At 44.7% G+C, this 18,440-nt stretch carries 16 protein-coding genes and 2 pseudogenes; 11 read left to right on the top strand and 7 right to left on the bottom strand.

Annotated features, from left to right (window positions below):
* Nucleotides 1-22 precede the first annotated feature (22 nt).
* Both UA76_RS05930 and UA76_RS05925 read right to left on the bottom strand, forming a co-directional pair.
* A pseudogene (locus UA76_RS05930) lies at nt 23-2,072 on the bottom strand (sensor histidine kinase).
* Nucleotides 2,062-3,522: a sigma-54-dependent transcriptional regulator gene (locus UA76_RS05925; RefSeq protein ID WP_047044056.1), complete on the bottom strand. Its 1,461-nt coding sequence runs from the start codon at nt 3,520-3,522 to the stop codon at nt 2,062-2,064. Before UA76_RS05925 ends, UA76_RS05930 begins: the two are co-directional and overlap by 11 nt.
* A gap of 417 nt (nt 3,523-3,939) precedes the next feature.
* Here UA76_RS05925 and UA76_RS05920 point away from each other — a divergent pair.
* The 6 genes and pseudogenes from UA76_RS05920 to UA76_RS05895 all read left to right on the top strand — a co-directional run bounded on the left by UA76_RS05920 (nt 3,940) and on the right by UA76_RS05895 (nt 8,910).
* Nucleotides 3,940-4,715 (top strand): annotated as a pseudogene (locus UA76_RS05920) (ABC transporter substrate-binding protein).
* On the top strand, nt 4,716-5,414 hold the full coding sequence (locus UA76_RS05915; RefSeq protein ID WP_047043973.1) for an ABC transporter permease: 699 nt from the start codon (nt 4,716-4,718) through the stop codon (nt 5,412-5,414).
* A gap of 9 nt (nt 5,415-5,423) precedes the next feature.
* Nucleotides 5,424-6,140 carry an energy-coupling factor ABC transporter ATP-binding protein gene (locus UA76_RS05910; protein ID WP_047043971.1) on the top strand — a complete coding sequence of 239 codons (717 nt, stop codon included), beginning with the start codon at nt 5,424-5,426 and terminating at the stop codon, nt 6,138-6,140.
* Nucleotides 6,118-6,705 carry a molybdenum cofactor guanylyltransferase MobA gene (gene mobA / locus UA76_RS05905; RefSeq protein ID WP_047043969.1) on the top strand — a complete coding sequence of 196 codons (588 nt, stop codon included), beginning with the start codon at nt 6,118-6,120 and terminating at the stop codon, nt 6,703-6,705. The genes UA76_RS05910 and mobA overlap by 23 nt, the downstream gene beginning before the upstream one ends.
* Nucleotides 6,702-8,519, top strand: a complete 1,818-nt coding sequence (locus UA76_RS05900) for a bifunctional molybdopterin-guanine dinucleotide biosynthesis adaptor protein MobB/molybdopterin molybdotransferase MoeA (RefSeq protein ID WP_047043967.1) — start codon at nt 6,702-6,704, stop codon at nt 8,517-8,519. The genes mobA and UA76_RS05900 overlap by 4 nt, the downstream gene beginning before the upstream one ends.
* 127 nt (nt 8,520-8,646) lie before the next feature.
* A complete protein-coding gene (locus UA76_RS05895; RefSeq protein WP_047043965.1) occupies nt 8,647-8,910 on the top strand; it encodes a DUF2960 domain-containing protein in 264 nt (87 codons plus the stop codon).
* A 151-nt stretch (nt 8,911-9,061) separates the two neighbouring features.
* Here the strand turns inward: UA76_RS05895 and nagK are convergent, their stop codons facing one another.
* Nucleotides 9,062-9,970: an N-acetylglucosamine kinase gene (gene nagK / locus UA76_RS05890; protein ID WP_047043963.1), complete on the bottom strand. Its 909-nt coding sequence runs from the start codon at nt 9,968-9,970 to the stop codon at nt 9,062-9,064.
* 160 nt (nt 9,971-10,130) lie between these two features.
* Complete coding sequence (locus tag UA76_RS05885) at nt 10,131-10,865, bottom strand: tRNA-uridine aminocarboxypropyltransferase (protein ID WP_075202543.1); 735 nt, start codon at nt 10,863-10,865, stop codon at nt 10,131-10,133.
* Nucleotides 10,866-10,939: 74 nt separating this feature from the next.
* On the opposite strand from UA76_RS05885, the gene UA76_RS05880 reads away from it, so the two are divergent.
* Nucleotides 10,940-11,728, top strand: a complete 789-nt coding sequence (locus UA76_RS05880; protein ID WP_047044055.1) for a sterol desaturase family protein — start codon at nt 10,940-10,942, stop codon at nt 11,726-11,728.
* 66 nt (nt 11,729-11,794) lie between these two features.
* Here the strand turns inward: UA76_RS05880 and UA76_RS05875 are convergent, their stop codons facing one another.
* A complete protein-coding gene (locus UA76_RS05875) occupies nt 11,795-13,825 on the bottom strand; it encodes a methyl-accepting chemotaxis protein (RefSeq protein WP_047043959.1) in 2,031 nt (676 codons plus the stop codon).
* Nucleotides 13,826-13,923: 98 nt separating this feature from the next.
* Here UA76_RS05875 and UA76_RS05870 point away from each other — a divergent pair, with 98 nt between their 5' ends.
* Nucleotides 13,924-14,439, top strand: coding sequence for a C40 family peptidase (locus UA76_RS05870; RefSeq protein ID WP_047043957.1), 516 nt, complete (start codon nt 13,924-13,926; stop codon nt 14,437-14,439).
* On the opposite strand, the gene UA76_RS05865 is transcribed toward UA76_RS05870, so the two are convergent.
* Nucleotides 14,436-14,780, bottom strand: coding sequence for a DUF3802 family protein (locus tag UA76_RS05865; RefSeq protein ID WP_047043956.1), 345 nt, complete (start codon nt 14,778-14,780; stop codon nt 14,436-14,438). The two genes, UA76_RS05870 and UA76_RS05865, sit on opposite strands and share 4 nt — an antisense overlap.
* Nucleotides 14,781-15,063: 283 nt before the next feature.
* On the opposite strand from UA76_RS05865, the gene UA76_RS05860 reads away from it, so the two are divergent.
* Nucleotides 15,064-15,930: a fructosamine kinase family protein gene (locus tag UA76_RS05860; protein ID WP_047043954.1), complete on the top strand. Its 867-nt coding sequence runs from the start codon at nt 15,064-15,066 to the stop codon at nt 15,928-15,930.
* A gap of 113 nt (nt 15,931-16,043) precedes the next feature.
* A complete protein-coding gene (locus UA76_RS05855; protein ID WP_047043952.1) occupies nt 16,044-16,247 on the top strand; it encodes a CPXCG motif-containing cysteine-rich protein in 204 nt (67 codons plus the stop codon).
* Nucleotides 16,248-16,337: 90 nt separating this feature from the next.
* On the opposite strand, the gene UA76_RS05850 is transcribed toward UA76_RS05855, so the two are convergent.
* Nucleotides 16,338-16,946: a riboflavin synthase gene (locus UA76_RS05850; protein WP_047043950.1), complete on the bottom strand. Its 609-nt coding sequence runs from the start codon at nt 16,944-16,946 to the stop codon at nt 16,338-16,340.
* Between the two features lie 110 nt (nt 16,947-17,056).
* On the opposite strand from UA76_RS05850, the gene UA76_RS05845 reads away from it, so the two are divergent.
* Entirely contained in the window at nt 17,057-18,427 is a 1,371-nt protein-coding gene (locus tag UA76_RS05845; RefSeq protein ID WP_047043948.1) for an MATE family efflux transporter, read from the top strand.
* Nucleotides 18,428-18,440: the final 13 nt, after the last annotated feature.

The following is an 18,440-nucleotide window of genomic DNA, read 5'->3' as shown; positions in this document are numbered from 1 at the left end:
TTCGGGTTTACACAATAAGAGCCTAAGACATGCCCACAGCCGTCACGCAAAGCTCTTCTTTTTCATATTTCTTAGGTAGATAAATACTAAACGTACTTCCCTCGCCTTCAATGGACGAAACGCGAATCTCGCCACCAGTCTCACTAAGAATACTTTGAGAGACAGAAAGCCCTAACCCTGTTCCATCGCGCTTAGTGGTATAAAACGGGTCAAAGATACGTTGCAGTTGAGCGGGTTTCATACCACAGCCTTCGTCAATCACATCGATGACTGCCCCGAGATTCTCACCGTTTTCATTCCAATCACGACTGGTGATGGTTAAAACGCCCTCACCTTTCATTGCGTAAATGGCGTTCATTTGTAAGTTGACTAGTACTTGAAGTAGTTGATGGCGATTCACTTCCACTGATGTATGAGCGTCTAACTGAGTAACAAACTGAATCTCTTTCTTCTTACTGCCCGTTTTTACTAAGGTAATGCTTTCATCAATGATTGGATTAACGTGCTGCCAAGTAATTTGGTCTTGTACGCCACCTTGCCGGCTGTATTGCAGCAGACTCCTAGTGATGTTTCGGATGCGATCAATTTGCTCAAGTATCGCGTCTATCTCTTCATTGACGCGTAGCGAGTCTTCCCCCAATTCAAAACGGATCAATTCGACGTTACCGAGGATCACTGCTGTTGGGTTATTGATTTCATGGGCGATTCCAGCAGTCAGCTCCCCCAGCGCGGCCAACTTTTCGTTGGTGACCAGCTTGTCTCGCGTCTGGTTTAACAAATTGATGTGATGCTCAAGCTGTTCCGTTTTTTCTTTCAAGCTAGCCGTTCGCTTGTTGACCTTACATTCAAGATCTTGAGCGGCGCGTTCAATCTCTTCTTTGCGTGATTCAAGGGAATCGAGCATGTTGTCGAACTGCTTTGCAAGTTGCGCGAGCTCGTGTTTGTCGTCCAAACCAAGGCTGCCGATGCGATTGTTCTTGCCCATTTGCACCTGTTTGACCACTTTATGAATTTGTTCGATAGGACGAAAAAGATCGCGTGATCCTCGATACACCATAAAGCCAGAAATGATCAGTAAGCTCAGAGTGGCAATGCTTATCTCAATGATGTTTGTTAGGTAGCTTTAATGAATGGCCAAAGCAGGTAACCTGTGTATAGCATGCCAACGATCTCATCATTGCTGTCTCTTAATGCTTATAAGCCGTAATGTACCAAGCATCGTAAACATAGGCGCGATCGACCCAACGTTTACCTTCGACTAATACAGCTTGTTGAACTTCTTGGGACACTTTCGAGCCACTTGCGCGCCCTCTTTGCTCATCACTGTTTAAAGGCACGTTGGTACTGATACGTAGATCTTCTAGAAATAGAGTTAAGGTACCAATGTGCGGGCTTGAGGCATCTTGAATCGGATAAATGACGTCGCGAATGGTATCAACCAGTTCACTACTGTTATTGATCAGGGATCCGGCATGCAGATAACCAAGCAGTTCATGATTGTCGGAATACAGTGGAAAGATTGTGCGACTGACAAGTCCTCGTTTCTCTTCCGTGTCATTGGCAATCATCTTGGTTTTAGCTCTCTCGGCGAGGCTAGGCGCAATTGCGTAAAGTGTTTGTTCATCTACGACTTCAAAGGAGGTTTGAGGCTGCGTAGACTCAACGTATAAACCTAGCGCGTCTTCAGGGGTTTCAAATAACAGGTAATCCAGACCATCTGTTAATGGCTGTTGTTTGACCCAAGCTTTTAACTCATTCAGATCGACATTTTCAGAACGGATCTTAGATTGGAACTCGTAAGAATTTGCAAAGCCCGTCACCGCATTAGACTGTTTTTGCTGAATAAGAGTAATGGTGTTATCGGCAACGGTGAGTCGCTCAGACACATCGATAAGTGCACTGTTCCATGTGTAGTGAATCGACCAATAGATGGTAATCGCAATCAATGCTAGCAGCGTAAGAATGATCGGTGCCGAGGTCAAAAACAGCAGACGATATCGAACCATGGTTTTGAATCTATAGCGCCACTTTTGCAGCAAGCCCATGCTCTGCAAGTCTTGACTATTCGGCATAGGATGCGTCCTCGCTGTCCCATTCTTTGTATTTACGCTCTAATGTTTTACGCGCGACACCCAAGATTCGTGAGGCGGCAGATTTGTTGCCATCGCAATGGGAGACGACTTGTTGAATGTGGGACTTCTCCACAGATTTAAGTGTCCAGTCGTTAGGGTAACCTTCACCAAAGTCGGCGCGCCCTTCTGGCATGACAGGGATCTGTTGGCTGCTTGTTACGGTCATAGTGATGTTAGCGGCTGAAACGCCTCCATTCACTTCTCTCCAATGATGGGCTGGTGGCTTTCCAATCAATAAACAGCGCTCAATAAGGTTTTTGAGTTCGCGAATATTACCCGGCCACTCATAGTCAAACATAGCAGCCATATCTTCGTGTGCCCATTTTGGATCCGCAACGCCTAATTCTGCGGTGAGCATATTGGTGAAGAAAGGCACCAATTCTAACAAGTCTGTTTTACGTTCTCGCAGCGGTGGCACTTCGATTTTAAGTACATTGAGACGGTAATAAAGGTCTGAGCGGAAATTGCCTTTCTCGACTTCCTCTTGAAGGTTTCGGTTGGTTGCGGCCACAACTCGAACATCTACAGCGATCTCTTTTTCACTGCCGACAGGCCTTATTGTGCGCTGCTCTAACACTCGCAATAGCGCAGCTTGCATGCTTAGTGGCATTTCTCCTATCTCATCAAGAAACAGAGTTCCTCCATTGGCAACACGGAACATGCCTTCTCGGCTCTTCTTAGCGCCAGTGAACGCTCCCGATGTATGACCGAATAGCTCACTTTCTAATAGCTCTGGTGAGATGGCTCCGCAGTTAATAGGAACGAATGGGCCTGAGCGTTTACTGGCCTCGTGAACGCCTCTGGCAACGAGTTCTTTACCCGTGCCCGACTCTCCTTCAATGAGTACCGATGCGCGTGAGGGAGCAAATTGATTCATCAGCTGCTTTAACTGTTTGGTTTTCTCCGAACCACCGACCAACTTGGTTGTAATTCGACGATTGAAATCGCGCTGCAGAGCGTACTGCATACGCTCGTTAAGCCGCTTATCCATGCAGCGTTTCACCGAAGACAGCATTTGGTCAAGGTTGAATGGCTTAAGAATAAAGTCTGTGGCACCAAGTTTGAGTGCTTTGATGGCGATTTCAAGATCCGCATATCCTGTCATGAAGATGACATCTGCTTTCTTGTCTGGATCGTTAAACGCTTCTTCCCATTCAATGCCATCTCGCCCAGGCAAATTGATATCTAAAATGATCAAGTCGTAATGATTCTTGCAACGTAATACTTCTGCCTCTTCAATACTTCCCACTGCGTCTACTTTGGAAAACAGCTTCGACATGGCTTTTTTAAGAACGGTTTGCATACCGACTTCGTCATCGACCACAAGTACAGAAAAAGCTTGATAGGTGGTATTCGATTCAACAGCAGAAGAGAACGTAGAGTGAGACATACTGATTTCGTCATGATTATTGTTAGATGAGACAGAGTGTACCAACATTTTCATGATTTAAATCGGCAAAATTGCGACATTTTGTCCTAACTCAAGTTTTTATACTCTAACCGTTTGATATGATTTCTGAAATTGGAACATTTTGGCCCCAATTTATTGGCATTGTCTTTGCAATATGCGTGTGCACATTAAGGTGTCGCAAAAACTTTGGAATGCAGTAAGGCAATGCCCTAACTATGTATAACAGTTTATGCGAAGAAGCGCCGATAACAACGTTTAAGTTAGCTTAGTCGAATGCCAACACCTCGACGTAACGTACGGAACAAGTGCGTATTTGGTGACAGTTCGACAGTAAAAATGGAATTATAATCAATGAAACAGCTCCCTACTTTAGCCCTTTCCGTCACTCTGCTTTCTATGAGTGGAATCTCTTTTGCCGATGAAGCGCCCCATGTCAGGTTGGCAACTACCACCAGTACTTACCACTCAGGTTTACTGGACTACCTACTCCCTGAGTTTGAAAAAGACACCGGATACAAAGTGGACGTCATTGCTGCAGGTACGGGTAAAGCGCTTAAAATGGGAGAAAATGGTGACGTTGATGTTGTGATGACGCACGCCCCAAAGGCTGAAGCGACGTTTGTCGATAAAGGCTTCGGCATCGAACCTCGTCAGCTTATGTATAACGATTTTGTTGTCGTTGGCCCACAAAGCGATCCTGCAAACATCAAAGAACTGTCTAACGTTACTGACGTGTTCAAACAGATTTCGATGAAAAATATCACGTTCGTGTCTCGTGGCGACGATTCAGGCACTCATAAGAAAGAGAAAGGCATTTGGGAGCAAAGCCAAATTGAGCCTAACTTCTCAGGGTATCGTTCGGTCGGGCAAGGCATGGTCCTACACTCAATATGACCTCCGAAATGCAAGGTTATACGCTAACAGACCGTGGTACTTGGCTGGCCTATAACAATAAGCTTGATTTGTCTTTGCTGTATCAAGGAGACAAGGCGCTGTTTAACCCTTATCAGGTAATTTTGGTAAACCCTGAACGCTACCCAACCATTAACTCAAAAGGTGCGAAAGCTTTCAGTCAATGGCTTGTGGATGATAAAGGTCAAAAACTAATTAACGACTTCCGTTTGAACGGAAAACAGCTATTTGTCGCCAATGCTAACGAGACCAACTCGTAAATGACCCTTTGGCAAACTACCCTCGATGCGCTGGCTTTATTGGTCAGCTTCGATAAAGAGCTATGGGAGATCGTTGCGGTCTCCTTTAGTGTTTCTTTATCGGCAATTTCTCTAGTTTTGATACCGGCGACCTTATCGGCTTTCTTGCTCGCTTACTGCGATTTTCGCGGTAAATGGCTACTGCTTTCCATCGTGAATACGTTACAGGCAATTCCCACGGTGGTGATTGGCTTGTTACTCTACATGATGTTGTCGCGCTCAGGTCCTTTGGGTGATTGGCAAATGCTGTTTACTCAGAGGGCGATGATCGTGGGTCAAATGATCATCTGTTTTCCAGTGTTGGTTTCTATGATGCACGGCGCGCTTCAATCGAGTGACCGCCGCATTACAGAAACGGCGATTACGCTTGGCGCATCTATGCCAAGAGTCGCCATGACCATGATTTGGGAAACGCGTTTTCCTTTAATGGCGGCGACCATTGCCGCATTCTCACGAATTGTCACAGAGGTCGGCTGTTCGATGATGGTGGGCGGAAACATTATGGGCATTACGCGAAACATTCCAACGGCTATTGCAATGGAAAGCCACAAAGGGGCTTTCGCTCAAGGTGTGGCCTTAGGTATCGTGTTATTGTCTCTTGCACTTATGCTCAACTTCTTACTGACGAGCATGAGAGGCAAAGGTTATTTAAGGACGTAAAGGCTTTGTATGACGATTCGATTAACGGCTAATCAACTCTCAATGCGCTTTAAAGACCGAGTGCTTTTTCATATTCCCGAAATAGCTATTGGCCCAAATGATTCTATTTATTTGAAAGGTGATAATGGTGTAGGGAAAACGACCTTATTGAAGATCCTCGCGGGCTTACTAAAACCCACAACTGGAAAAGTCCAAACGGGTAACGACAGCCTATGGTCTAAGCTACCTTTTCAAGTGGGCAGAAAGAATGTGGTCTATTTGCACCAGTCCCCTTACCTGTTTGATGGCACGGTTTATCAAAATGTCGCCTATGGCCTTCGATTTCAAAGACAAGCGAACCAAGAAAAACGCAATGACGTGATTCAAGCCTTGCGTATGGTTGGGTTAGAAACGCTGGCCGACGAGCACGTATCCGTGCTATCCGGAGGTGAAAAACAACGTGTCGCCATGGCAAGAGCGTGGATCCTAAAGCCTTCTATTTTGTTGATGGACGAACCTAGCGCGTCTCTTGATCAAGAGTCGATTGACCGTTTGGTCATTATGGCGCAAGATCTGTTGGAAAGAGGGTCGAGCTTAGTCATTACCAGCCATCAGAAAAACGCGTTGACGGATTTGTGCCGTAAGCAGTGGTGGATAAAAGAAAAGACGCTGGTTGAGTCCCCTCTTCTACAAATTATTCGCGAACCAAACTACGAGAATTTAGATGCTACATCCAACTCAAACTAATTGGGTGATACTCGCCGGCGGTCAAGCAAGCCGCATGGGCGGAAAAGACAAAGGGTTGATTGAGCTAAATGGGAAACCATTGATCGAGCACGTTCTTGATAAGCTCTCGCCACAAGTAACAACTATCGCAATTAACGCCAATCGTAACCACGACATTTATCAAAAATTCGCCCCTGTTTTTGGCGACGAAGTGACCAACTTCCCTGGCCCTTTGGGTGGTATCCATGCGGGCTTAAAACATTGTACCTCAGATTGGGTTGGCTTTGTGCCATGTGACAGCCCAAACATTACTCCGGACGTTGTTGAGCGCTTCTGCAGCAGTGTTGAAGCAGAACACGACATTTTGGTTGCCCACGACGGCGACTATCTCCAGCCTGTTTTCACTCTGTTTCACCGACGCGTATTGCCTAAACTGAGTGCATTTTTGGAACGGGGTGAGCGAAAGATCATTTTGCTCTACAAAGAGTGTAATACCCATTATGTCGATTTTAGCGACTCACCAGAATGCTTCGTAAACCTCAATACGCCAGAAGAGCTTGAACAATTCGGAACTCTACAATCATGACTCAATACAAAACCTCTGTCCCACTGTTAGGATTTGCAGCGTACTCTGGAACAGGTAAAACAACGTTACTTGAACAGTTACTGCCGAAGTTAACCGAAGCTGGGCTTACGATTGGTTTACTAAAGCACGCTCATCATGATTTCGATGTGGATAAGCCTGGCAAAGACAGTTATCGATTACGCAAAGCTGGCGCAACGCAAATGCTGATCTCTTCTCGTAATCGCCATGCTTTGATGACTGAAACTCCGCAGGAAGAAGCTAGTTTTGAATATCTGCTGACACGTTTTGATCAGACTGAGCTCGACGTTATTTTGGTTGAGGGTTGCAAGAACATTGCGTTTCCAAAGATTGAACTTCATCGTGACGAATTAGAGAAACCTTGGTTGCACCCAAACGACAGTAACATTATTGCGGTGGCAAGCGATTCAGATGTAGATACTGACCTTCCCCAAATCAACATTAATGACGTCGATGCAATCGCTCAGTTTGTTTTTAGCTATGTTTCAAACTACGTATCTGATTCGGTTTCTGAATCTCATTCAAAGATAGCTTCCAAGAGTGCGAGTAACGCGGCATGCTGCGATACCCTATCGCCAGCCTTTCTATCTGTTGAGCAAGGCCAAGAGAAGATCCTTTCTACCATTAAGCCAATTGAGTTGATTCAATCCATTTCAGTCGCGGATAGCTATGGCAGCATTCTGGCTGAAGATATTGTTTCACCAATCAATGTACCTCAATACACCAATTCTGCAATGGATGGGTATGCGATTCGTGGTGATGACATCGGGCAAGCTGCGTATAACGTTGTGGCCGAAGTAATGGCTGGCCATTCTTTTGAACAGGAGCTTAAAAAGGGTGAAGCCGTTAAGATCATGACAGGCGCGCCGACTCCGATGGGCGCAGACACTGTCATCATGCGTGAGCAAGCCACCCAAAACGACGGCCAGCGAAACCAAATATCCTTCACCACGTCTGATATACGTGCTGGACAAAATGTTAGGCAAGCAGGTGAAGACCTAGCAAAAGACCAAACAGTATTTGAAGCAGGCACGAAAATACAGTCAGCAGAAATGGGTATGATTGCGTCACTTGGCTTTGGCGAGTGTCGAGTCAAACGTAAAATTCGTGTTGCTATCTTCTCAACCGGCGACGAAGTTCAAGCACCGGGCACCCCACTGAAGCCGAACTCTATTTATGATTCCAACCGCTTTACCTTGATGGGACTGCTGGAAAAACTTGGTTGTGAAGTGGTCGACTTAGGCATCATTGAAGACGATAAATCTTTGATGATTGAAGCGATCGAAAACGCAGCCAATACTTGTGACATGGTACTGACTTCAGGGGGCGTGTCTGTAGGTGATGCTGATTACATTAAGCTGGCGCTCGATAAGTTAGGCCATATTGATTTTTGGCGTATAAACATGCGCCCTGGTCGCCCGCTTGCCTATGGTCAAATCAATACAACGCCATTTTTCGGCTTGCCGGGTAATCCGGTGGCGGTGATGGTGTCATTTTTGAATTTCGTAGAACCTGCTATTCGTAAGATGCAAGGTGAAGCCAACTGGAAGCCGCTAAAAGTTCAGGCATTGGCAGAAGAGTCTTTACGTTCTCGTCAGGGTCGCACCGAGTTTAGCCGAGGCGTCTATTCACACAATGAATTTGGCCAGCTAACGGTAAAAACCACGGGTAAGCAAGGATCAGGAATCTTACGCTCCATGAGCGAAGCTAACTGTTTAATCGAAATTACACCTGAAGTAGACACGGTTAAAGCGGGAGAAAGCGTGACAATTATCCCACTACAAGGCAGAATCTAGGCCTATAAGCACGTGTTGCAAGTATATCGCCCACTAAAGGCTAGCTAAGCTGGCCTTTTTTGTTGGCGGCATGAAGATATTATTTAGTTAGGCTCTATTAATAGAGCACAGAGACTTAGGAACCGTTATGGCTCGCACCATTTTATACACCTACAAAGACGAAGAGAAAGAACTGCTATTTTCTTATCAACAACATCGCAATATCCACGAAGCAGTTGCTGAAGCAGAAGGCATCGACATCTCTGAATACCTAAAGATGGAGCAGCAGATCGAAGCGATCTCCGACACTAAGGCCGTTCGCAACTATCGTGACAATCATTTCAGAAAACTTGGCTTTGGAAAAATCACGCTAAAGCAGCGTGAGAACTTAGGCGTTGGTAAGAAGAAATAGAGTACGGCGTAACCTATCTGCCATAGTTAAGGCTAAAGAGTATAATTGGGCTACTGAAGTAATCAGTAGCCTTTTCTTTTTGCGTTGATTGCAATTAACAAAAAAGCACGCATTGCTGCGCGCTTTTTAAATGGGAGTGTATCGAATTGAATTATTCGATATTCAGGAATGCAGCACCACGTACACCGCCTGAATCGCCGTGTTTCGCTTTCACAATCTTAGGCATTTTCGCTACCGAAAGAAGGTGCTTAGGAACACGTTTTGGCATTTCTTCGTAGATAAGTTCGAAGTTTGATAGGCCGCCACCTAGAGCAACAACATGCGGGTCGTTACCTGTGAAGATGTTGGCAAAACAGATTGCTAGCAGTTCCATGAAGCGTTCGACGTGCTCAACTGCTTTTTCTTCGCCTTCAGCATGTGCGTTGATGATATCGATCGCTTTCTTTTGCTCGCCGAAGTAGTGTGCGTAAAGAAGTTCAAAGCCGCGACCAGATAAGTAGTTATCCATACAGCCTTTCTTGCCACAACCACAATCAAGAAGCGGTGGATTGTCGCCTAGGTGGAACCATGCATCGATAGGCAGGCGCATATGACCCAGTTCACCAGCAACGTTGCTGCGGCCAGAGAACACTTTGCCCTTGTAAATTAAACCGCCGCCAAAACCTGTACCTAGAATTAGGCCCATCACAGATGGTGAGTCTTTTAACTCTTCGTCCCACGCTTCGGATAATGCGAAACAGTTTGCGTCGTTTTCGATTTGTACGGTACGGCCAATCTTAGCTTCTAGGTCTGCACGTAATTGCTTGCCTTTTGCTGCCGGAACATTAACGGTGAGTACTTCTGACGTATCAGCATCTTCCATGCCAGGAAGACCAAGTCCAATTTTTCCTTCACACTCAAATTGGTTGTCATACTTGCTCACGAGTTCTGCAATGGTGCTTACCAGTGCATCGTAGTCAGTAGTAGGTGTAGGGACCCTTTCCGTTGCTACTCGCTCAAGCTTTTCGTTAAATGCACCAAACTCAATCTTAGTGCCACCGACATCAAAGCCGTAATACATACGTTTCTCTCCTAGAAGTGGCTATTGCTCACACAGCCAAAATAATATCTTTGGGCATTATCCACATAGCTACGCCTACAATCTGTGACCTAAAACGGATTTAGTTCGGTCAGTTAATTAATTGAGCAAAGGCTAATCAACGCATTTGTAAATATTAGAGCTACCTCGCGATTCCGCGCTTTTCCAAGAAAAGTTTCAACGTGGGTCTTGTGTAATCAGGCTTAAGACGCGTCTTACTTAGCAGGTAAGTTTCGCGAAATACCGTAAACCAGTCTTGCAATTCTTCAGCAGCGTGAGTTTCCCCTGCGTGCTGGAGAACAAGGCTCGCCACTTCGGCTGTGGAAAGATGATTTTCATTGTCAGATTTTCGCATCACATACTGTGACACCACTTCTGGCTTAATCGAGATAACCGGTAATGTGGCAAGATAAGGTGACTTTCTAAAGATTCGTCTTGCTTCTCGCCAGCTGCCGTCTAAAAAGATCAAAAGAGGTTTCTTCGAGCTGTTTGTCGCTGCATCTATTTTCGTTATTAACCGCGACTTGTCTTCAACGTACTCTTCTGGAAATACGACAAATGGCTGGTATTGTTCATCCGCCAATACATCAAGCATCTCTTGGCTAGGTTCAGTACGGTTCCATTGAAAAACAAAGGCTTCTTTTACTACATCGGCAATCAATCGACCTGTGTTACTCGGTTTAAAAACTTCGTTCTCCGACATGATGAGCATCACCGCAACATTAGATTCAATGTCTGGCTGATACTCACAAAGACAATATTGTTTTGAAACTTGGCAGCGATTACACCGGTCTATCTTGGCTCCACGAGCTGAAAACTCTCGTGTTGCTATGGACTGGCGATATTGAAGAAGGCGATGAAACGCGTGAACTCTCATGATGAAAACTGACTATCGTAGAAAATGTTCGTGATTGTACTTAGACTTAATTGATTAAGATAGTGGAGGATGCGGTGATCAACCCCGATGTATTACGTTTAACCTGTTTTGTAGTGATTTTGCTCTTGTGTGCGGTATGGGAAACACGCGCCCCAAGGAAAGCTTTAACACAGAACCGGTGGTTTCGGTGGACCAATAACTTAGGGTTAGTCGGTTTGAATGGATTAACGATGGCGCTGCTTAGCCCTATTGCAGCCGTTGAAGCTGCTTTGTTTGCTAGCCGTTCAGGCTTTGGGCTGTTTAACTGGTACGAACTACCATTGCCATTGGTTGTGATCGGTTCTGTCGTGCTGCTCGATTTAACCATCTACCTTCAGCATCTCGTGTTTCATCGCGTTCCAATTTTGTGGCGTCTACATAGAATGCACCATTCAGACCAAGATATCGACGTGACAACAGGAGCACGCTTTCATCCAGTGGAAATCTGGTTATCAATCTGGGTAAAGGTCGCGGTGGTCGTTTTGTTGGGAGCGCCTGTCATTGCGGTGGTGGCGTTTGAAATTATACTCAATGGTAGCGCGATGTTTAATCACAGTAACGCCAAGCTACCATTGTCTATGGATAAAGTACTGCGAAAACTCATTGTAACGCCAGACATGCATCGTGTTCATCATTCAGTCATTGTAAGAGAAACGCACTCCAACTTTGGCTTCTTCTTATCAATTTGGGACAGAATCTTTTCAACCTACCGAGCACAACCAGAAAAAGGCCACCATGAAGTTGAAATTGGTATCGACAAGTTTCGACTTCCCGATGAGCAGAGACTCGATAAGATGCTCACCCAACCATTTAGGCAGAAGTAAAAACCAAAAGCGCATCAATCGGTGCGCTTTTTCATCAGACCTTTTGCTTAAAAAATTCAATAGGTTCTAGAACTGATACTTATGGAGCATTGCTTGTTGATGGCCAGCGATGTCTGCTACTTCTTCCGCGCTCTTAACCATGGTATCAAGTTTGAGTTTCGTCGACTCGCCTAGCGAAGAGACTTGATGGATAGATTCACTCACATCTGCTGTTGCGCGCTGCTGTTCTTCCGTTGCGACACTGATTTGCTCAATTCGCTCTCTGATGTGTTTTACCGCATCATCAATACCATCAAACGTTTGTTTCACTTCAACGCTCGATTCCATTGCAAGTCCCATTTCTTGACGTGACAATGTCACTGCTTGTCGTGATTTCTCGGAGGCTTTGTCTAAGTCGGCCATCTTTTCACGGATGTTCGCCGTTTGCTGAGAAGTGCCGCTCGCGAGTTGTCGAACTTCATCGGCAACGACCGCAAAACCGCGACCTTGTTCCCCTGCTCTTGCCGCTTCGATTGCAGCATTTAATGCGAGTAAGTTGGTGTTGTCCGCGATACCTGAAATCAAATCCACCATATCGCGGATCTGTTTGACTCGACCATCGAGTTCGTTCATCGCTTCTTCGTTGAGTTGCAAACATTCTTCAAGTTGCTGGAGTCGAACTTGGTTGAGCTCAATCACTTCAACGCCTTTGCTACAGTGGTTAGACGCTGTGATGGAATCTTCGTGTGATTGATTGGTGACGACCGCAATTTCACGGATAGAAGCTTCAAGTTCTGAAATAGTGGATACCATACTATCTAAAGACTGATTCTGAACGATTAAGCTTTGGTCGCTTTCTTCAGCAACACTATGACTAATCTCTGCGTTTTGATACAAGGTTTCACAGTTTCGTGTGACGGTTTGCAGCGATTCACTCGTCGATTCAATCACTTGATTTACCTTACCACCGACTTCTTGTAACTCAGTTGGACCAAGAATCTTTACCGATGCTGAGTAATCATGTTCAACCAAGCGGTTAAGCTGGCGGCGGATGTGTTTAAGAGAGCGATTGACCCAACGGCGAAGCACAATCCAAGAAACAATGACAATGGCGACGATAACGCTGCCTGCACCCACCAAAACCGCTTTGTTTTGCGTAATGGATTGATTCACCACCGTTTCACTGGTTTCGATGAGATCGGCAGCCCTAGACGAAATGTCATTCAGGAGTGTGACAGTCTCTTGAGCGACTAATGCCGCATCCGCTAACTGCTGCTTTTGAACCTGACGCTGTTCAAGCCTTTCCATAATGTTCTCCAAAACACCATTTGGTTCAAAGCCCGCTTTTACCATATCGAAAGGTGCAACCAAACTCGCGAAGTCTTTGATGTCAGGATGCCAATCAGAAAACTCGTCATACGCTAAGTTGATACTTGAAAAGCGATAACGCATTTCTTTGTACTCTTCTTCCGCAGCCTCCATCTCATCCTTCATCAATAGCATAAGGAAAGTACTTTCCATCGCTGTCGCACTGGATGTGAATCGATTAGCAGCATCGATAGACTCAGGATTTTCACCTGACAAAAACGAACTAATACGGGTCATTTCTGGGCCAATGGTGTTGGCTCCATAACGAAACTCGGTCACTTTGGCATTAATTTGCTTTTGCTTGTCAATGAGCGACGATTGGGTCGCTATGATTGCGCTCGTTACCGAATGTAAGGATTGGATTTTGTCTGCCAGCTGTTGTTGCTGCTCTGTCGAGACCGCATAATCGAAAGTGCTAGCGATGTGAAATACAGATTCCGACAACTCATCGCTTTTGTTGCTCAATCGCAGTATTTCGGCAGATATAATGTCCAAGGCTTCTTGTTCTTCCGCAACAGAACTATAGGTGAGCTGTTTAATCTGCTCTAAGATTGTTTGGGTTAACTGGGCATTTGTTAATGCAAGAGGGAGTGCGTTATCTGACAGAGTCTCAAATTGTGTACCAACACGCTCAATTCCTTTGATACTTGTGATAGATAATGTAATAACTAACAAAGAAATGGTAAGGAATATCGCGCTGATGGTGTGAACAAGAGAAAAAGCGAAACGGCCTTGTTTTGCAGTGCTCATATACGGAACCAACATCATACTAAAGTTTATGTCGGTGATTCTATGAGTGCTTTATTACGAAAACATTTCAGTTAAATGACCAAAATAAGACAGTGAATATGGAAATGAAAACTTGCTTACCCTTTGTTTTTTCAGCAGTCTTAGTCACAAGTGGCTGTGTTAATCCTCTCAATGTTGAAAAACCATCAAATCAAGTGTCACAGGCAAGTACTGCTTTACCGAATCCAAAAATGGATGCTTTTCTATTGGTATTTGATCGTTGGGAAGGTGCACCCTATCGCTTGGGTGGCTCAAGTTTGAATGGGATAGATTGTTCTGCGTTTGTTCAGGTTGCCTATCAAGATGCTAAAGGCGTCAATTTACCGAGAACCACTAAGGATCAGAGTAAGATTGGTCAATACGTTGAATTTTCACAAGCAAGAGGCGGCGATTTAGTGTTCTTTAAAACAGGCTTTAATACGAGGCATGTTGGGATATATCTTGGCAATAAGCAGTTTATGCATGCATCGACGTCAAAAGGTGTGATTATATCGAGGGTAGACAACCCATATTGGGCATCTAAGTTTTGGCAATTTAGGCGAGTATCGCACTCGCCTATGGAAAAGTTGAACTAGTCGTACTTGGCAACGGCTGTATCAAATAGATTCTTTAACAGAGCAACATATTCATCGAGGAAGGTAATTTGCTCGTTGGTCGCTGGTTTGTTCCAAACGCCTGCCAATACTTCCCCCAAATCCTCTAGTACTGAATCGGTCTCTTTTAGGAGTTTGAAACGTACGCTTGAGTGTAGCTCTGGGTTTTGTTCAAAAATAGCCATGATGTTGGTTGCGATCATATCGGTCACAACGTCTTCGACACTCTCTGCCCCTGTATCGCTATCGTCAGAAGCGAACACATCTAAATTGAATGCTAGATGCTCAATAAGTGCTAAATATCCATCGGTTTCTACAACCACTTTTTATCTCCGGTGTATGTTTTACCCGTGCTTTAATTCTAATACTAAGACACAACAAACCCATTTAACAATAAGCGAAGGGAAACAATAGTAAAAATTTGCATACTTCCCACGTTTTAGAGGTACAGCGTCACATTGCACCGACTTCATTTATAGAAGTTGACTCAAATCATTAAGTCGGTAATTCTCAGAAATTAAACAACAATTCTTTGCGCCTTTAGTCAGATTTTCCGCATAACTTGACCTACACTTGCCAATGGTGACGTAAAGTTTGGGAGTGACTATGTGGCAAGCAATATCTCAACGATTATCTGAACGTTTGATGTTTACATTCGACATTACTGAGCGTGTTAAGGTGCATGGTGGTGACATTAGCGAATGCTTCATGATCAGCGATGGTGATCAGCGCTACTTCGTGAAGGTAAATCAGCGCGACTTTATCAGTAACTTTGAACTTGAGTTCGAAAACATTCGCGCAATGAGAGAATCGAACTCAGTGTTTCTACCAGAACCAGTCTTGGTCGATACCACCAAAACCCACGCTTTTATTGTTCTCAACTATCTAGTGACCAAACCGTTAGACGATGCCAAGGCCAGTTATCAGTTTGGCCAACAGCTTGCCAAGCTCCATCGGTGGGGAGAGCAAAAAGAGTTCGGTTTCGATCAAGACAACTATATAGGCAGTACCTTACAACCTAACCAATGGCAGAGAAAATGGTGCCGATTCTTTGCTGAGCAGCGCATTGGTTGGCAGCTTCAGCTGTTAACTGAAAAAGGCATTAACCTAGTTAGCACGAATGAGTTCGTCGATGTTTGTAAGGATCTCTTGTCGAACCATCAACCTCGCCCTTCACTCATACACGGCGATCTGTGGCATGGGAATGTCGCGAACTCCGCTTTTGGTCCTATTTGTTATGACCCTTCTTGCTATTGGGGCGATCGCGAATGTGATATCGCCATGACAGAACTGTTCGAGGGGTTCCAACCTGAGTTCTATCAAGGCTATGAAGACGAATGGCCTTTAGAACTCGGTTATGAACAAAGAAAAGACATTTACAATCTTTATCATATCCTCAACCACTACAACTTGTTTGGTGGACACTATTTGGATGAAGCTGAAAGAGTTGTGAAACAAATTCTCACTTATTAACCAAGTCTTTATGTAAATTTTTGGGTTAACTCAAACTTTGTACTTAATTCATGACTATAAGAAACTTACTTCATTAAGCTGAAAATATCTCTAGAAGATGTAAGGAATGAGATATGCGAAACTACACGGAAAAAATGGTTAACTGTCCGCACTGTGGACACACTATTAGCATTACTCTGGACGCAAGTAACGGTAATCAAAACTTCTATGATGACTGCCCTGCTTGTTGCCATGCAATTCACTTAAACATGATGGTAGATGAACAGCATAGTCGAATAGAATTGTTTATAGACTCAGATGATGAACAGGTTTTTTAGCTGGTTCCTCAAAATAAAAAAGAGCACCGAGTGCTCTTTTTTTTTCGTCTATCGATTCTTTGTAATGTGGACGTCTACACATTCCTCAGCTTACATTTTTGCAGCTAAAACCCGCTCCACTGTATCGACTATTGCTTGAGTTTGCGGGTCAACTTCCACATTCACTTTGTCACCGACTTGTTTCGAACCAAACAAAGTCCTTTGAAGGGTCTCTGGAATAAGATGAACATTGAATCGATTTTGTTCTACTTGACCAATCGTTAAAGAACAACCATCGAGGCCGATGTAACCTTTTGCTAAAACATACTTGGCGATATCGTCAGGTAGTTCGAACCAAATGGTTCGATTGTTTGGCGTATTAATGATTTCTACAATTTCGACAACCGATGAGATGTGACCAGACATACTATGTCCGCCAATTTCTTCGCCAAACTTAGCCGCTCGCTCTATGTTAACGTGATCGCCTTCTTTAAGGTCACCTAAATTGGTCAGACGCAACGTTTCTTGCATCAAATCGAAGCTGACCACTTCGCCTTCGATTTTCGTCACAGTTAAACAGCAACCGTTGTGTGCCACTGACGCGCCGATTTCTAAACCAGCTGCCATGTCACCAACAAGTTGAACACGATGAGTTTGGAACGCTTCTTTCGCGTCTATAGACACTACCTGTGCCATTCCTTGGACAATACCTGTAAACATATCTCTTAGCCTGAAATTTTTGTTAGTAGTTAGTGTGACATTTCTTTATTATGCATACCACTTCTCATCCCCTATTTTTATCTATTTTAAAGCTGTTTTGGGAGTTTTTTGTGCATCGTTATAAACGAGAGTCCGTTAATTTGATTAAGCTGGCCACACCAGTTCTGATCGCATCTATCGCGCAAACCGGCATGAGCTTTGTTGATACCGTAATGGCCGGTGGCGTGAGCGCAACCGACATGGCTGCTGTATCCATCGCTGCGAGCATCTGGCTACCATCCATTTTGTTTGGTGTTGGCTTGCTAATGGCGCTTGTTCCTGTGGTTGCTCAGCTTAATGGTTCTGGCCGTCAGGTTAAGATTCCTTATGAAATTCATCAGGGCATTGTTTTAGCACTGCTTGTATCCATTCCTATCATTGGCGTTCTTTTCCAAACTCAGTTTATATTGTCTTTGATGGATGTTGAGCCTCTCATGGCTGAGAAAACCAACGGCTACATGTTTGCGGTGATGTTTGCTGTGCCTGCCTTCTTATTATTTCAGACTTTACGCAGCTTCACCGACGGAATGTCGTTAACCAAACCAGCAATGGTCATTGGTTTTATTGGGTTATTGGTGAACATCCCGCTTAACTGGATCTTTGTGTACGGCAAGTTTGGGGCGCCAGCGCTTGGTGGTGTTGGCTGTGGTGTGGCAACGGCAATCGTTTATTGGGTTATGTTCTCTCTAATGCTGTTTTACGTGCTTACTTCGAAAAGACTGACCCACATTGAGCTGTTCAAGACTTTCCATAAACCACAACTGAAAGCGCAGATTCGCTTGTTTAAGCTAGGCTTTCCGGTAGCGGCTGCGATTTTTTTCGAAGTAACTTTGTTTGCGGTGGTTGCACTACTTGTGGCCCCGCTTGGCCCCCTAACCGTTGCGGCGCATCAAGTGGCTATTAACTTTTCATCATTAGTGTTCATGATTCCAATGAGTATTGGTGCTGCGGTCAGTATTCGTGTGGGTCACAAACTTGGTGAGAACAGCGTTGAAGGCGCGGTTATTTCTTCTCGAGTGGGCATTTTTACCGGTCTTGGGTTGTCTGTGATTACCGCTATCTTAACGGTCATATTTAGAGAGCAAATTGCCCTATGGTATACAGATAACAGAGCGGTTATTGAACTTGCCCTTCAGTTGTTACTGTTTGCTGCCATTTATCAGTGTGTCGATGCGATTCAAGTTGTAGCCGCAGGTGCACTGCGTGGATATAAAGATATGGCGGCTATTTTCAACCGAACCTTCATCGCTTATTGGATTCTAGGGTTACCGATTGGATACATTCTTGGTATGACGGACTGGATAGTTGATCCAATGGGTGCACACGGTTTCTGGATCGGGTTTATCATTGGCTTATCTACAGCCGCATTGCTGCTGGGCCTGCGTCTGAGGTGGATGCACAAACAACCAGAGACCTTTCAGTTAAGCATGGCAGAGAGATAGTTTCTGCTGGAAT

The organism is Vibrio mexicanus, assembly GCF_001012815.1.
GTDB lineage: Bacteria > Pseudomonadota > Gammaproteobacteria > Enterobacterales > Vibrionaceae > Vibrio > Vibrio mexicanus.
The sequence above is the reverse complement of the archived record's forward strand: the minus strand, read 5'-3'. Positions and strand labels throughout refer to the sequence as shown.

Bases quoted from the DNA above. Each gene is read 5' to 3' on its own strand.
- UA76_RS05925 (WP_047044056.1), bottom strand. From the start codon at position 3,522: ATGTCTCACTCTACGTTCTCTTCTGCTGTTGAATCGAATACCACCTAT.
- UA76_RS05855 (WP_047043952.1), top strand. From the start codon at position 16,044: ATGCGAAACTACACGGAAAAAATGGTTAACTGTCCGCACTGTGGACAC.
- UA76_RS05870 (WP_047043957.1), top strand. From the start codon at position 13,924: ATGGAAATGAAAACTTGCTTACCCTTTGTTTTTTCAGCAGTCTTAGTC.
- UA76_RS05910 (WP_047043971.1), top strand. From the start codon at position 5,424: ATGACGATTCGATTAACGGCTAATCAACTCTCAATGCGCTTTAAAGAC.
- UA76_RS05860 (WP_047043954.1), top strand. From the start codon at position 15,064: ATGTGGCAAGCAATATCTCAACGATTATCTGAACGTTTGATGTTTACA.
- UA76_RS05915 (WP_047043973.1), top strand. From the start codon at position 4,716: ATGACCCTTTGGCAAACTACCCTCGATGCGCTGGCTTTATTGGTCAGC.
- UA76_RS05900 (WP_047043967.1), top strand. From the start codon at position 6,702: ATGACTCAATACAAAACCTCTGTCCCACTGTTAGGATTTGCAGCGTAC.
- mobA (WP_047043969.1), top strand. From the start codon at position 6,118: ATGCTACATCCAACTCAAACTAATTGGGTGATACTCGCCGGCGGTCAA.
- UA76_RS05850 (WP_047043950.1), bottom strand. From the start codon at position 16,946: ATGTTTACAGGTATTGTCCAAGGAATGGCACAGGTAGTGTCTATAGAC.
- nagK (WP_047043963.1), bottom strand. From the start codon at position 9,970: ATGTATTACGGCTTTGATGTCGGTGGCACTAAGATTGAGTTTGGTGCA.
- UA76_RS05875 (WP_047043959.1), bottom strand. From the start codon at position 13,825: ATGAGCACTGCAAAACAAGGCCGTTTCGCTTTTTCTCTTGTTCACACC.
- UA76_RS05895 (WP_047043965.1), top strand. From the start codon at position 8,647: ATGGCTCGCACCATTTTATACACCTACAAAGACGAAGAGAAAGAACTG.
- UA76_RS05885 (WP_075202543.1), bottom strand. From the start codon at position 10,865: ATGAGAGTTCACGCGTTTCATCGCCTTCTTCAATATCGCCAGTCCATA.